This window comes from Winogradskyella sp. MH6 (genome assembly GCF_022810765.1).
GTDB lineage: Bacteria > Bacteroidota > Bacteroidia > Flavobacteriales > Flavobacteriaceae > Winogradskyella.
On sequence record NZ_CP094494.1, the window covers coordinates 557,729 to 573,358 of the forward strand.

The following is a 15,630-nucleotide window of genomic DNA, read 5'->3' on the forward strand; positions in this document are numbered from 1 at the left end:
GCTCTATTTATTAGAACAAATATAATTATTTATTCGACAAAAGTGCTTTTTTATCCGATAAATTGCAAATTAAATCTAAAATTCTTGAACTGTAACCCGTTTCATTATCGTACCAGCCCACTATTTTTACCATATTCCCGATGACAGAGGTCATCTGAGAATCGAAGATACAAGAATGTGAATTACCTACGATATCTATTGAAACTATTGGATCTTCGGTATATTCTAAAATACCTTTTAGTGCACCTTGAGATGCCTTCTTAAAAATAGAATTTACTTCTTCTATAGTTGTATCTCTTTCAACATTAATAGTAATATCGGTAAGAGAACCATTTGCAACAGGTACTCTAATACCACAACCACCAATGACATTGGATAAATCAGGGAAAATTTTAGTTAATGCTTTGGCTGCACCTGTTGTAGTTGGCACAATAGATTGACCTGCAGCTCTCGCTCTTCTTAAATCTCTATGCGGTTGATCGTGTAAACTTTGATCTGTCGTATAGGAATGTACGGTTGTAATATAAGCTTGTTTAATACCAAAATGCGCTTTGATCAATGCTATCATTGGTGCTGCATTGTTAGTAGTACAAGAAGCATTAGAAATAATAGTCTCAGAACCTTCTATGCTTTTATCATTAACGCCTAAAACTATGGTTTTAATATCGTCTTCAATTGGCGGAACAGATAGTATAACTTGTTTGGCTCCATTATTAATATGATGCTGAAGCTCTGATTTGGTTTTGAATTTCCCGGTAGATTCAATAACGATATCTGGCTGAACGCTTTTCCAATTAATTGTTTTTGGATGCTTTTCATTGAATAACGGAATCTCAACTCCATCTACTATGACATTATGTGTATTAAAAGATACATCGTTGTTAAGAACTCCATGTATGCTATCGTATTTAAGAAGGTGGCTTAATGTTTTAGCATCAGCCAAATCGTTGATAGCTACAATCTGTATTTTAGGATGATTTAGTGCTAACCTAAACACACGTCGGCCAATTCTACCGAAACCGTTTATGGCAACTCTAATCATTAATTAATATGCTTTTGAGCTTTGTAAGAAGATCTTACTAGTGCACTACTTTCAACATGTCTAAATCCAAGCTCTAGTCCTACTGCTTTGTACTCGTCAAACTCATCTGGATTTATAAAACGTTGCACTGGTAAGTGTTTCTTTGACGGTTGCAGATATTGCCCAATAGTAACCACATCAACATCATTTTCTCTAAGATCGTGAAGCGTTGCAATAACTTCTTCTTTAGTTTCTCCCAGACCTAGCATAATACCAGATTTGGTTCTACGCTGTCCTTGTTGTTTTAAATACTTTAAAACACCCATACTACGATCATACTTAGCTTGTATGCGCACTTCTCTGGTTAGGCGACGTACGGTTTCAATATTGTGCGATACCACTTCTGGAGCTACCTCAACAATTCTATCGATGTGTCTTTCTATGCCTTGAAAATCTGGAATTAAAGTTTCTAATGTGGTTTCAGGGTTCATACGTCTAACAGCCTTAACTGTTTCTGCCCACATAATGCTTCCCATGTCTTTAAGGTCGTCTCTATCTACACTCGTTAAAACTGCATGTTTAATTTGCATCAGTTTTATTGAACGAGCCACTTTTTCTGGTTCATCCCAATCTACCGTTTCTGGTCTTCCAGTCTTAACACCACAGAAGCCACAAGAGCGCGTACACACATTACCCAATATCATAAAGGTTGCTGTTCCTTCTCCCCAACATTCTCCCATGTTTGGGCAACTTCCGGAGGTACAAATAGTATTCAACTTGTACTTATCCACCAAGCTTCTTAGCTCAGTATATTTTTTTCCTGTTGGAAGCTTAACTCTTAACCATTTAGGCTTACGTTCTGGCAGTATATTTGAAGCAACTTTAGTTTCCATTCACATTCTTTTTCTAGAGGTCAAAGATACGAAGTAAATAATTAAAGAAAGATTTTAGCAAAGAAAGCATTGTACACATTAGCGAAACATTAACACAATAAAAAAATCCTATTCAAAATTAATTCTGAATAGGATTTTCTGTATAGTTTACTTTAGTGTTTATCCACCAAAGTCGTCAAATCTAATGTGCTCATCTGGGATACCAAAATCCTCACCCATTTTTTGAACAGCTTGGTTCATTAATGGTGGACCACAGAAGTATAATTCGATATCTTCTGGTGCATCATGAAGGCTTAGGTAATTATCAATCACACAGTTATGAATAAATCCTACAAAACCGTCACCTGCTTCATCATTAATGTCTTTCTTCACTTTCCAGTTATCTTCTTCTAAAGGTTCAGATAATGCTAAGTAAAATTTAAAGTTAGGGAAATCTCTTTCTAACTCTCTGAAATGCTCTAAATAGAACAACTCACGTTTAGAACGTCCTCCGTACCAATATGTTACTTTACGACCAGTTTTTAATGTTTTGAATAAGTGATATAAGTGTGAACGCATTGGCGCCATACCTGCTCCACCACCTACATAAAGCATTTCGCTATCAGACTCATTGATAAAGAATTCTCCGTATGGTCCAGAAATTACAACTTTATCACCTGGCTTTTGAGCAAATATATACGATGATGCTACACCTGGATTTACATTCATCCATTGGTTTTTAGAACGATCCCATGGCGGAGTAGCAATACGTACATTAAGCATAATTTCTCTACCTTCTGCTGGGTAAGAAGCCATAGAGTATGCACGCTCTACAGTTTCAGTATTTTTCATTACTAAAGGCCAAAGACCAAACTTATCCCATTCTGCTTGAAACTTATCTGGAGTTTCATGCTCTTCTGGGTGTGCTGTAATATCTATATCTGAATATTTAATTTCACATGGTGGAATTTCAATCTGAATATATCCACCTGCTTTATAATTCATATCTTCAGGAATCTCGACTACGAATTCCTTGATAAAGGATGCCACGTTATAGTTACGTACAACAACAGCTTCCCATTTTTTAATACCAAAAATTTCTTCAGGAATGGTAATTTCCATATCCTGCTTTACTTTTACCTGACACGCTAAACGTGCTCCGTGCTGTAATTCTTTTCTAGAAAAGTGAGGAGTTTCAGTTGGTAATGCTTCACCACCACCAGACAATACATGGCACTCACATTGAATACAAGTTCCTCCTCCACCACAAGCTGATGGTAAAAAGACTTTTTGACCACCTAGAGTACTTAAAAGCGTACCGCCTGAAGCTACTTCTAATTCCTTTTCACCATTAATAGTAATCTTTACAGGACCAGATGGTGATAATTTTTGTTTTACAAATAATAATAATGCGACTAGTACTAATGTGACTAATAAAAATGCACTTACTGTTGCTACTATTGTTCCGATTGTATTTGCGGCTAATATCATCATACTAATCAATTACTTGTTTGTATTTTCAGCTACATTTAAGTTAGACTCAACTTTAGCTTCTTTGTTAACTTCTTCTTTTATTGTTTCGACAGTTGCAGTTTGGTTTTCGGATTTTGAATCTTCATCACCTCCTGTCAACATTCCACCAAAACTCATAAAACCAATCGCCATTAAACCTGTTATAATAAACGTAATACCCAAACCTCTTAAAGCTGGTGGTACGTTACTATATCTAATTTTTTCACGGATAGCTGCAATGGCTAAAATAGCCAAGAACCAACCGATACCAGAACCTACACCATAAGTTGTTGCCAAACCTAAGGTTGGTATTTCTCTAGATTGCATAAATAAAGAACCACCTAAAATAGCACAGTTTACAGCAATTAATGGTAAGAATATACCTAGTGAGTTATAAAGTGATGGTGAAAATTTCTCAACCACTATTTCTACTAATTGTACCATTGTTGCGATAGTAGCAATAAACATGATAAAGGATAAGAAGCTTAAATCATAAACTGCATACTCTTCACCTAACCATTTTAAAGCTCCAGGTTGTAATATATATTGATCTAACAACCAGTTTAAAGGCACTGTAATTGCTAATACGAAAATTACAGCAGCACCTAGACCAACTGCAGTAGATACTTTTTTAGATACAGCAAGGTAAGAACACATTCCAAGGAATGTCGCAAATACCATGTTATCTATAAATATCGATTTGAAAAATAATTCTATATGTTCCATATTTTTAAAAGTCTTCAGTTTTCAGCTTTCAGTCATCAGTAGCAAATCTGCATACTTGTAACTTATTTACTGATTACTTAATTATTAGTCTTCTATTAAGTCTTTATTTCTTGAACGTTGTACCCAAATAATAATGCCTACAACTATAAGTGCCATTGGTGATAATAACATGAAACCGTTATTTTCATAACCTATGGAATATAGCCCTGTTTTTTCAATAGGGTCACCCAATACTTTAAAACCTAATAAAGTACCAGAACCTAAAAGTTCTCTAAAAAATCCTACTATTATTAATATTAAACCATAACCTGCGGCATTACCAATACCATCAAGAAATGATCTCCATGGTCCATTACCTAAAGCGAAAGCTTCAAAACGTCCCATGATAATACAGTTTGTAATAATAAGTCCAACAAATACAGATAGGGTTTTACTTAATTCATATGAGAAAGCTTTAAGTACCTGATCAACTATAATTACTAAAGCCGCTACCACTACAAGCTGAACTATAATTCTAATTTTAGAAGGAATGATATTTCTCATTAAAGAGATAACCACGTTTCCTATTCCCAATACAGCCATTACTGATATTGCCATTACTATAGACGCTTTTAATTGCGCTGTAATTGCCAGAGCAGAACATATACCTAATACTTGAATTGTAATTGGGTTGTTATCCGCTAATGGATCTGTAATTAACTTGGCATCTTTTTTTGATAAAAGTCCCATATGATTATTTATTTTTTAATTTATCGAAATAAGGCTTGTAAAGTTTTAAGTCACTTTTTATCATCGCTGTAACACCATTTCCTGTAATGGTAGCACCAGCAATGGCATCAACCTCATTATCTGTTTTATCTAAGTTTTTAGGGTCTGCGTTACCTTTGGCAACATCAATTCCTTTAAAGACTCCTGCGTCATTTAATAGATGTTCTCCTTTAAAATCATCCATAAAGAAACGCTCTTTAATATTTGCACCCAAACCTGGTGTTTCCCCTTTATGATCAAAATAAGCTCCTTGAACCACCATATTTTCATCCATAGATACGAATCCCCAAATAGCATCCCATAAACCTTTACCATAAATTGGTGCTACATAAAAAGTCTTACCATCCTTTTCTCCTATAAACAAGGGTAGTTGTCTAGGTTCACCAGCTGCTGCGTTAGACTTTTGCTTTTTTATATCTATTAGATAAGGCTCTTTTTTATATTCAGCCACATATTCATCACCTGTTTGAGTCTTTAAAATTTTTCCGTTAGCATCAACAGTAATAACAATTTGTTCTTTGATATACTTAGAAAAATCTTCTGGTGCTTGTTCAGTAGAAACAAAAACCGCACTACTCTCATCATTATTATTTATTCCCATAGCATATAGAATGTTTTGTTGTTTTTCTATACGCTGATTTTCAGAAATTTTAGAAGCTAAAGATGACGCTGTAAAGGCTAATAAAGCTCCTACAATAAATACCATTATAACGGCAAATATTATTGTGTAAATATTACTATCTGTTCTATTACTCATCTTAAGCTGTTTTTACTTTAACACGTTTCATTCTTTTCTTCACATTACCTTGTACCACATAATGGTCAATGGTTGGTGCAAAAACGTTCATTAATAATATTGCTAACATTACTCCTTCTGGGTAAGCTGGGTTGAATACACGAATCATAATAGAAATAAAACCTACTAAGAAACCATATATCCATTTACCTTTTGTAGTTTGAGATGCTGTAACAGGATCTGTTGCCATAAATACAGTACCAAATGCAAATCCACCAATTAGAAGATGATGCCAGAACTCTGTACTCATTAATCCGTAAAATTTACTAGACTCAGTTATCCAACCAGAGCTTACAACTCCGTTAAAGATTAATCCCATTACTAAAGCCCCTATTACTGAAGACAACATGATTCTCCAGCTTCCAATCTTAGTAAATATTAGGAATAACCCACCTAATAAAATTAACAATGTTGAAGTCTCACCTACAGAACCTGGAATAATTCCATAGAACATATCCATTACACTGTAGCCTACATCTTTATTTTGTGCTAACGTACCTAAAATAGTTTCACCAGAGATGGCATCTAGGTTCTGTCCTGCTGCGATCATTTGATCACGCTCTACAGCACCATGTACCCATACTTTGTCACCAGACATCCAAGTCGGATAAGCAAAGAATAAAAATGCTCTTATTGTTAATGCTGGGTTAAGGATATTCATCCCAGTACCACCAAATACTTCCTTACCAATTACAACTCCAAAAATAACTGCAACTGCTAACATCCATAACGGAATATCAACTGGTACAATTAATGGCACTAACATACCTGTTACTAAGTAGCCTTCTTCTACTTCGTGGCCTTTAATGATAGCAAAGACGAACTCTACCGCAAGACCAACACCATAAGAAACAATAACTAATGGTAAGACTTTCCAAAGACCTACAACAAAGTTATCCCATGTCCAGAAAGAAGATCCAAAAAATCCATGAGCAGATTCAATAACTCCTTGCGCTAAGTAGTGCTGGTATCCAGCATTGAACATACCAAATATTAAACATGGAATTAAAGCCATGATTACCGTGTTCATTGTACGCTTTAAGTCGTCAGCTGCTTTAATATGAGTTCCGCCATGAGTGGTCTCATTTGGCATGTATAAAAACGTAAAAAGGGCATTAAATCCTGGAATCCACTTTTTGTCTTTATTTTTCTCTTTAAAATTGTGTAAATTTTGTTTTAAACCCATTATCCTATCTCTTTAAGCATTAAGTCTAATCCTTCTCTTATTATCTTTTGGTGTGGTTGTTTAGACACACAAATAAATTCTGTTAAAGCAAAATCTTCTGGTGCAACCTCGTACATTCCTAAAGCTTCCATTTCATCTAAATCACTGTACATACAAGCTTTTAATATCTGCATTGGGTAGATATCTAAAGGAAAAACTTCTTCGTAACTACCTGTTACTACAAATGCACGATGCTCCCCGTTTGTATTAGTGTTTAGGTCGTACTTTTTCTTAGGGTTTAACCAAGAAAAGGTTAAAGCTCTAGACGTAGAGATTTTGTTAAATACAGGTTTATTCCAACCGAAGAATTCATAATCATCACCTTCAGGAATTACTGTGATTACATTACTATAGTAATCTAAAGCTCCATCTGGTGCTACTTTTTTTCCTGTCAACACATTACCAGAGATAATTCTGTCATTACCATCTTTGTCTACACCATTGTCATACACCATAGTTGCAACTTCAGAACCAATTTTTGTTCTAAAATACCTAGGCTTCTTAACAGATGATCCTGCTAGAGCTACTATACGCTCAGCATTAAACTTACCTGTTAATAATAACTCACCTATGATTACTAAATCTTGTGCGTTTACGGTCCAAACTACTTCTCCTTTATTAACAGGATCTACCTTGTTAATCAAAGTACCTACATTACCTGATGGATGTGGCCCAGAAACTTTATGAACTGTAACATCATTTAAACCTGCAAGAGGAGAGTTGTTGTTTCCTACAGAAACATGAACTTGCCCATCAGTAAGTTTTGATAAAGCTGTTACTGCAGCTTGAAGCTCTGCTTCTTTTCCTGCCAAAGTATAGTCTAAATCTGCTGCTAAAGGCGCACTTGCATATCCTGATATAAAAATTGCCTTTGGCGAATGCTCTGGGTTTGCAACAACATCATAAGGACGTTGCTTAATAAAAGCCCAACAACCAGACTCTAATAAACGTGCTTTAATTTTATCAGCATCAGCTGATGCATAAAGCTTGCCGTGGTCTAGGTAAGTTTGCTCCTTGTCTGCAGTAATTTTTATAGCGTCGATACGACGTCTTGGTCCACGTTGTACTTCTGTAACTTCACCAGATACTGGCGAAACAAATTTCATAGCCTCAATATCTTTATTGTAAAACAAAGTTTCACCTGCTTTTACACGTGTACCTTCTTTTGCAACAAGTTTTGGGATAATACTGTGGAAATCTTCTGGCCTGATATAATAAAAATTGCTAACAATAGCATTTTCGGTAGTTTTCTCGGCTTCGCCAACTAATTTTATATCTAAACCTTTTTTTATTCTGATGTCTTTTGACATATAGTTAAAGATTAGTTATCTAAAAATCCGTGCAAATTTAAGAATTAAAGGGGAATATATTTTCAATTTAACATCAACATTTTTATTTATAATGATTATAAATAAGAGCACTGCTTTAAGGCATAGAATTTGATTATCTTTATACCCATTCTACTTTTAACATATGATAACAAAGAATATTTACCACTTTCTATATTTCTTATTAATACCAGTAGCTTTATTTGCTCAAGCAGAAGAGGTAAGCCCACCAGACTTTATAAAAACCATAACCTTTAAAAGTAACACCACACAAGGCCAATTGCCAGTTTTAAAATTAGGTGAACCTTTAGTATTAGAATTTGATGCACTTAATGCCAACGAAGAAGATTTTTATTATGTCATAGAGCATTTTAATTTTGACTGGACACCTTCCGTTCTTGCAAAAGCTGAATACCTAAGAGGCTTAGACAATCAACGCATAATGTCTTACAAAAACTCTTTTAACACGTATCAAGTGTATTCGCATTACACATTGCAAGTTCCAAATATTCAGACCAGAGGTCTTTTAAAAAGTGGCAATTATATGATCTCTATCTATGATGAATATGATGAGCTTATGTTCAGCAGAAAATTTATGATTTATGAAGACATGATAAGTGTTGGTGTTAGCGTTAAACGCTCCAGAGATGTTAGAGTTATCGAAGAAAAACAATCTGTAGACATAGCCATATCAACTAACAGCATCAATTTTAATAATCCACTTGAAACTATTAAAACCGTTATCATTCAAAATAACAATCTTAATACTTCAATATCAGACTTAAAACCACAATACACATTGGGCAACGAACTTATTTATCGTTACGATACTGAGTCTGCTTTTTGGGGAGGTAATGAATATTTATGGTTTGAAACCAAGGATGTAAGAACCTCTAATGTTGGTGTTCAGTTTATTGACTTAGAAGACATTTACCAAAGTTATTTATACACTAATGTTGTAAGGTCTGGCAAGCCCTATACTTATAATCCAGATTTAAATGGCAACTTTCAGGTCACAGCTTTAGACCGTTCAGATATTGATATTGAAGCAGACTATACAATGGTACATTTTTCTTTAGCTCAAGAGGAATTAACAGGAAAAGATATTCATGTTTACGGTAACTTTAATGCTTTTGCTATTGAACCGCTAACTAGAATGGAATACAATTCTGAAAAAGGAGTATACGAAACAAGATTTAGACTAAAACAAGGCTTTTATAACTACAAATATGTTGTTGTAGATAGTAAAACCGGTGAACTTGATGAAGGAGCCATAAGTGGAGATTATTGGCAAACCGAAAACAACTACAAAGTACTGGTATACTACAGAGATCTTGGCGCAAGATACGATAAGCTTATAGGTTATGGAGAAGCAACCTCTGTAAATATCTCCAATTAAAGCACCTGAGTAGAAACAACACTTTTAAACGTATCGTATTTTAATTTTTTATCAACTAGCTTTCCTAAACGCTCATCATAAGTGAGGCTCTGATTTATTGGCTTGGCATACACATGAATACTCATTGCCCTAGCCTTTTCGCCATTTCTTAATCTATGAAAATCTTTTAACTCCTCAGATTTTGTTACTTGCTTTGGCTTTAGATTATTGGTAGAACAATATTTTAATTGCTCATTTTCATCAAGTTGATAAAAATCTTCCTCAAGTTCCCCTTCTAGTAAATAGACCCAACAATCTTCACCATCATGATTATGTATCGCTGTTTGCAGTCCCTTATCCCAACAAATTAAAATAAGTTCAAAATTTTCATCCTTATAAAAACAATTTCTCGTATAGCATTGAGGTTCCCAAAATTCAATTTCAGGAAAGTCGATAGCATCAAAATTAAAATTTAGTAAAATTTCTGTGTAATCTTCTTTAGATGATTTCGACAATAGATTGATAAGTGAATGAATATGCTCCTGAGTTTTCAATATCTAGGGAAATATTTCTTTAATACCGAAAAATAGGAATAAATTTATGCTATGCAAAATTTGAATTCAAACTAATGCAAAAAGATCTAAATATATTTACTGAACTAGTTGAACAGCTACTATCTGAAGAAACAAAACATCCTGTGGCAGAGCACATACCTACCTCTAAACTATACAATAAATTAGACTTATCATTAGATGATGAAGGTATGACTGATGAGGCTTTTATTAAAAACCTAAAAGGCATCATAAAAAGCACACCAAAAACAGCTTCAAAATCGTTTTTTAATCAACTATTTGGAGGAAGAATAGGAAAAGCAACACTTGGAGATTTGCTTGCTGTAATGCTCAACAACAGCATGTACACTTACAAGGTAGCAGGACCCCAAGTTGGCATAGAAAAACAAGTTCTAAAAAACATCTCTAAACTAGCAGGATATCCAGAAAACAGCGACGGAACTTTTGCACCAGGTGGCTCTATGAGTAATATGATGGCACTTATTATGGCTAGAGATGCCAAAAATGAATCCATAAGAGCTAAAGGTCTTACTTCTAAAATGATTGTTTACACATCTGCTGAATCGCATTATTCCATAGCAAAGAATGCAGCCTTAACTGGCATTGGAAGAGAGCAGGTAAGATTGGTTGACACTAATGAAAAAGGAGAAATGCTTGCCAGTCATTTAGAAACATTGATTAAAGAAGATCTTAAAAACAGCCACATACCATTCTTTGTAAATGCCACTGCAGGCACAACGGTGTTGGGCGCTTTTGATGACATAACAATACTAAGTCCTATATGCAAAACCTATAATCTTTGGCTTCATGTTGATGGCGCATATTGCGGCAGTGTTATTTTTAGCCAGAAATACAAGCATTTAGTAAAGGGGCTTGAACATTCCGATTCGTTTAGTGTAAATGCACATAAAATGCTTGGCACACCTTTAAGTTGCTCTATTATCGTCACAAAACATCCTGAACAAATGCATCATTCGTTTTCAAATGAGGCAGACTACCTCTACCAAACCGATGGAGATGACTTTAACTTAGGCAAAACCTCCATGCAATGTGGTCGACGGAATGATGCTCTTAAAATTTGGACACTTTGGAAATCTGTTGGTACCAAAGGACTAGAAAAAATTGTTGACAAGCAGTTTGAAATGGCTCAAGTCGCCAGAAATTATATCAAAGACAACAAAAATTACGAGCTGTACAGTTTTGATGATTCTATTTCAGTTTGCTTTAACTATAAAGACATAGACCCTAAAAAATTGTGTACTGCACTATACGAAGATGCTAAACTCATGGTAGGTTTTGGTTTTTATAAAAACGAACAATTTGTGCGCATGGTGACTATAAATAGTGTTTTGGAAAAAACTGATATCATAGCATTTTTTGAAACATTAGAAACCTACGTTGATGAAAAAATGTTAAAAATACCTACGACTTAACCTAAAATATACTATTTGATTAAAATTTTATCTTATTTTAGCAAGTACAAGACTAAAAAATCTATGGTACAACAAGTTACAAGCGGCATTAAAATTTCTGTCGAAACCAATTTTGAAGGCACTTTTTATAAGAACTATAAAGTGCATTTTGCTTTTGGTTATAAGGTAACTATTGAAAACCAAAGTAAAGACTCTGTTCAGTTGCATTCTCGCCATTGGAAAGTACTAGATGCTCTTAATAACGAAGAGATTATAGAAGGCGAAGGTGTTATTGGAAAAAAACCTGTACTTAAACCAGGCGAAAAACACACTTACAATTCTGGCTGCTTGCTAACCTCTCCTTTTGGTGCAATGCAAGGTCATTATAATATGGTAAACTTTACTAAAGCCAATAAGTTTAAAGTCTATATCCCTTCTTTTAAATTGAGTGCTCCTTTTGCGCTTAATTAGAAATCACAACTTCAGCCATTCAAATTATTGTATTTTTATCATATTATCTTTTAAAGCGTAGATAGTAATGAAATATTATTTTGTATATATTTTCCTTATTGGTTATTGTATTACTGGAATGGCTCAGCAAGTAAAAGTTGACAGTGCCAATATAGCCTTCAAAGCTAAACTAATGACAATGTATAGACAAGGCATTACTGATAGCACTAAGCTGATTAAAACCATACAATCTCAGAAAATAGAGTTTACAAAAAACACATCTGAAAATATAGTTTTAATGAAAATCTACTTTGATCAAATAGTTTACTCAAAGGACAATACTACTCATTCTTGGTTTGGAAATTGCAATTATTACCTAGCTTATAATCTAAAAAAAGAAAAATTCTATAGAATTGGCGGATTTGATTCTAATGATGTTGTTGAATTTATCGACGACATACAAGAATACTCTTTTAGCACAGAGGACGAGTTGTTTCTATTTAATTTGGAAACATTTGGTGATTTTGATATGAGTTGTTTGATGTCTTATTACTATATGAGTGAGAAAAAAAGAAAAAGAAAAGGTTACAAGTGTTTTGATAGATGTTCAGAGGTGATTTTTACTGAATGGAAAAATATGATAACTGACAAAAAACAAAACTAACACTAATCTACTTTTTTAATAGTTCGAATTTATATTCCCTACCCTCTTGTTTTATATTAAAAAACAAACAATTGGAGTAATGCACAAACTGATAGCCTTTTGAAATATCGAAACTTTCATCATTCACTTTGTAAATACCATCACAATCCATATTTCCATAAGGTGAGATTCTTCTAAAACGAAATTCAGAATCGTGTCCTAAATCATGTAATTCAAACCAAGCTCCAGCAGCAATACCAGGTAACCATTGTGCATGTTCTTCTTTAACTTCATTGTGTTTGGGTTTTAGCGTTCCAACCAAACTTGGATTATAGCCTTTAAGCCTATCTAAAAACAATCTTCTATTTTCTCTGCTAACAGTGGATTTAAATTCACCTATATGACCTTTTTCATTTACTAGATAGACCAAATCTTCTGTATCTGCAATAACAACGTTGCCAATAGTACTTGGCGTGAACCACTTAGATCTGATAAGTTCTTTCCTAACCTTAGGATCCAAAACACCTGCAATTAAAGCGTCGGTCACAAACCTAGCACAATTACAAGCGTCCTTTATAAAAGCAGCATACCTAATAAAGCCTTTAGTCTGCATGGCATCAATATGGTTTCGGGCTGACTCATAATTCACAGCACTACAAACCGACGCATACAAATGACCATCACCATGCGTCAATTTTGGATTCACAGCTAAAAATTCAAGAATTTCCTCTAAGTTTTTTATCACATTCCCTTCAATTTTTGCTTTTACAGGAAAATGCAATTCAAAGTCAGTCTCTCGTCCTCTTACCCGCCCATTAGGTTCTGAGGTGATGTAGCGTCCAAAATCATGATACTCTAAAACACCTGTTTCTTTATGAATTAAAACCATAGCTGCATGACCAGCCCTCACATGATTTTTATTTCCGATTGAAAGATATTTCAAATACTTAGAATACCATTCGTCTGCATGAGATACAATAGTTTCAGGATAAGCGAGCGTTAAAATAAAGGCATCATTTTTCAACATGCTTCTTTGTAGATAATTTTGACAGCAACTTACAAAAAATTATGCTTTTAAGTTTCACAGAACTATAACGTTTGAAAACAACTTTCTCCTATAAAAATTGTACCTTTGCACTTTCAAAAATTCAAATAAAAACAATCATATTATGTCAAAAGGATTCTTTAATGTACCTGTAGCAGTTAACGAGCCTGTAAAGTCTTACGCACCAGGTTCACCAGAACGCAAAGCTGTGGCCGAAACTTACAAAGCTATGTTTAACAGCAAAGTAGAAGTCCCTTTATATATCAACGGAAAAGATGTAAAAACTGGAAACACCAGAACTATGTCTCCTCCACACGACCATCAACATATCGTTGGCGAATATCACTTAGCTGAACAAACTCACGTTGAAGAAGCCATTGCAACAGCTTTAGAAGCTCGCAAGACGTGGTCTCAATTACCTTGGGAACAACGCGCTGGTATTTTTCTTAAAGCTGCAGAATTAATTGCTGGCCCTTACAGAGCAAAGATTAATGCTGCAACTATGATTGCACAGTCTAAAACAATCCACCAAGCAGAGATTGATGCTGCATGTGAGCTGATAGACTTTTTACGTTTTAATGTTCAGTTTATGACTGACATTTATATGGAGCAACCAGAAAGTACAAGCGATGCTTGGAACCGTGTTGAGTATCGTCCACTTGAAGGTTTCACTTATGCTGTAACACCATTTAACTTTACTGCTATTGCTGGTAACTTACCTGCTTGTATGGCATTAATGGGTAATGTGGTCGTTTGGAAACCAAGTGATAGCCAAGTATATTCTGCTAAAGTTATTATGGACGTCTTTAAAGAAGCTGGAGTACCAGATGGCGTAATTAACGTTGTATTTGGAGATCCTGTAATGATTACCAATACTGTTTTAGCTAGTCCAGATTTTTCTGGTTTACACTTCACAGGTTCTACATTTATTTTTAAAGAATTGTGGAAACAAATCGGCGAAAATATTCACAATTACAAAACCTACCCAAGAATTGTTGGTGAAACAGGCGGAAAAGATTTTATCGTAGCACATAAGTCTGCAAATGCGAAACAAGTAGCAACAGCTATTTCTCGTGGTGCTTTTGAATTGCAAGGTCAAAAATGTAGTGCAGCATCGAGAGCATACATACCAAAAGGGATTTGGGCAGATGTTAAAAACTATGTTTTAGAAGATCTTGCTTCATTCAAAATGGGCTCTCCTGAAGATATGAGTAACTTTATCACTGCAGTAATCCACGAAGGTTCATTTGATAAATTAGCTAAATATATTGACCAAGCTAAAGCTGATAGTGATGCTGAAATTATTGCTGGTGGTAATTACGATAAATCTAAAGGGTATTTTATAGAACCAACAGTTATTTTAACTACAAACCCTAAATACACAACGATGTGTACAGAGTTATTTGGTCCAGTGATTACGATTTATGTTTACGAAGATGATGCGTATTCAGAAACTTTAAAACTTGTAGATGAAACAAGTGAGTACGCTTTAACTGGTGCAATTTTAGCAACTGAGCGTTATGCCATTGACGAAGCTACTAAAGCATTACAAAATTCGGCTGGTAACTTCTACATCAACGATAAGCCAACTGGTGCTGTTGTTGGTCAACAACCATTTGGTGGTGCCAGAGCTTCTGGAACAAATGATAAAGCTGGTAGTGCTCAAAACCTATTACGTTGGGTATCTCCACGATTAATTAAAGAAACATTTGTAACTCCGACAGATTACAGATACCCTTTCTTAGGATAACCTATATAACAAACTGAATTACAAATCCTTAAAAGCAATGTGCTTTTAAGGATTTTTTTTGCGCTTAATAGAAAATAACACAGAATTTAATTATGCCCTTTTGAAACTTTGTATCTTTTGAGTCTAAAACCA

The 15,630-nt window shown here is 34.6% G+C and carries 15 protein-coding genes; 5 read left to right on the forward strand and 10 right to left on the reverse strand.

Annotation, left to right across the window (positions count from 1 at the left end; translation table 11 throughout):
• Nucleotides 1-25: 25 nt before the first annotated feature.
• The 8 genes from gap to MST30_RS02765 form a co-directional block, all read right to left on the reverse strand.
• Nucleotides 26-1,042 (reverse strand): type I glyceraldehyde-3-phosphate dehydrogenase, encoded by a 1,017-nt coding sequence (gene gap / locus MST30_RS02730; RefSeq protein ID WP_243472881.1) that lies wholly within the window; start codon nt 1,040-1,042, stop codon nt 26-28.
• Nucleotides 1,042-1,914, reverse strand: coding sequence for a lipoyl synthase (gene lipA / locus MST30_RS02735; RefSeq protein WP_243472882.1), 873 nt, complete (start codon nt 1,912-1,914; stop codon nt 1,042-1,044). Before lipA ends, gap begins: the two co-directional genes overlap by 1 nt.
• Before the next feature lie 159 nt (nt 1,915-2,073).
• Nucleotides 2,074-3,384 carry an NADH:ubiquinone reductase (Na(+)-transporting) subunit F gene (gene nqrF / locus MST30_RS02740; protein ID WP_243473846.1) on the reverse strand — a complete coding sequence of 437 codons (1,311 nt, stop codon included), beginning with the start codon at nt 3,382-3,384 and terminating at the stop codon, nt 2,074-2,076.
• A gap of 12 nt (nt 3,385-3,396) precedes the next feature.
• Nucleotides 3,397-4,131, reverse strand: a complete 735-nt coding sequence (nqrE, locus tag MST30_RS02745; protein ID WP_243472883.1) for an NADH:ubiquinone reductase (Na(+)-transporting) subunit E — start codon at nt 4,129-4,131, stop codon at nt 3,397-3,399.
• 84 nt (nt 4,132-4,215) lie between these two features.
• Entirely contained in the window at nt 4,216-4,860 is a 645-nt protein-coding gene (locus tag MST30_RS02750) for an NADH:ubiquinone reductase (Na(+)-transporting) subunit D (RefSeq protein WP_243472884.1), read from the reverse strand.
• Between the two features lie 4 nt (nt 4,861-4,864).
• Entirely contained in the window at nt 4,865-5,656 is a 792-nt protein-coding gene (locus tag MST30_RS02755) for a Na(+)-translocating NADH-quinone reductase subunit C (RefSeq protein ID WP_243472885.1), read from the reverse strand.
• Nucleotide 5,657: 1 nt separating this feature from the next.
• The gene (locus MST30_RS02760; RefSeq protein ID WP_243472886.1) at nt 5,658-6,881 is read right to left on the reverse strand and encodes an NADH:ubiquinone reductase (Na(+)-transporting) subunit B; all 1,224 of its coding nucleotides are present in this window, start codon (nt 6,879-6,881) and stop codon (nt 5,658-5,660) included.
• On the reverse strand, nt 6,881-8,230 hold the full coding sequence (locus tag MST30_RS02765; protein ID WP_243472887.1) for a Na(+)-translocating NADH-quinone reductase subunit A: 1,350 nt from the start codon (nt 8,228-8,230) through the stop codon (nt 6,881-6,883). Before MST30_RS02765 ends, MST30_RS02760 begins: the two co-directional genes overlap by 1 nt.
• A gap of 163 nt (nt 8,231-8,393) precedes the next feature.
• On the opposite strand from MST30_RS02765, the gene MST30_RS02770 reads away from it, so the two are divergent.
• Nucleotides 8,394-9,647, forward strand: coding sequence for a type IX secretion system plug protein (locus MST30_RS02770; RefSeq protein WP_243472888.1), 1,254 nt, complete (start codon nt 8,394-8,396; stop codon nt 9,645-9,647).
• On the opposite strand, the gene MST30_RS02775 is transcribed toward MST30_RS02770, so the two are convergent.
• The gene (locus MST30_RS02775; protein ID WP_243472889.1) at nt 9,644-10,141 is read right to left on the reverse strand and encodes a cysteine dioxygenase; all 498 of its coding nucleotides are present in this window, start codon (nt 10,139-10,141) and stop codon (nt 9,644-9,646) included. The genes MST30_RS02770 and MST30_RS02775 overlap by 4 nt on opposite strands.
• Nucleotides 10,142-10,254: 113 nt before the next feature.
• Here MST30_RS02775 and MST30_RS02780 point away from each other — a divergent pair, with 113 nt between their 5' ends.
• The 3 genes from MST30_RS02780 (at nt 10,255) to MST30_RS02790 (ending at nt 12,724) form a co-directional block, all read left to right on the forward strand.
• On the forward strand, nt 10,255-11,631 hold the full coding sequence (locus MST30_RS02780; protein WP_243472890.1) for a pyridoxal phosphate-dependent decarboxylase family protein: 1,377 nt from the start codon (nt 10,255-10,257) through the stop codon (nt 11,629-11,631).
• Nucleotides 11,632-11,694: 63 nt separating this feature from the next.
• Nucleotides 11,695-12,081 (forward strand): Co2+/Mg2+ efflux facilitator ApaG/CorD, encoded by a 387-nt coding sequence (gene apaG, locus MST30_RS02785; protein ID WP_243473847.1) that lies wholly within the window; start codon nt 11,695-11,697, stop codon nt 12,079-12,081.
• Between the two features lie 67 nt (nt 12,082-12,148).
• Nucleotides 12,149-12,724, forward strand: a complete 576-nt coding sequence (locus MST30_RS02790) for a hypothetical protein (RefSeq protein WP_243472891.1) — start codon at nt 12,149-12,151, stop codon at nt 12,722-12,724.
• Between the two features lie 7 nt (nt 12,725-12,731).
• Here MST30_RS02790 and MST30_RS02795 read toward each other — a convergent pair whose 3' ends face one another.
• Nucleotides 12,732-13,730, reverse strand: a complete 999-nt coding sequence (locus tag MST30_RS02795; protein WP_243472892.1) for a DUF6695 family protein — start codon at nt 13,728-13,730, stop codon at nt 12,732-12,734.
• 142 nt (nt 13,731-13,872) lie between these two features.
• On the opposite strand from MST30_RS02795, the gene pruA reads away from it, so the two are divergent.
• The gene (gene pruA, locus MST30_RS02800; protein WP_243472893.1) at nt 13,873-15,498 is read left to right on the forward strand and encodes an L-glutamate gamma-semialdehyde dehydrogenase; all 1,626 of its coding nucleotides are present in this window, start codon (nt 13,873-13,875) and stop codon (nt 15,496-15,498) included.
• The last annotated feature ends 132 nt before the right edge of the window (nt 15,499-15,630 follow it).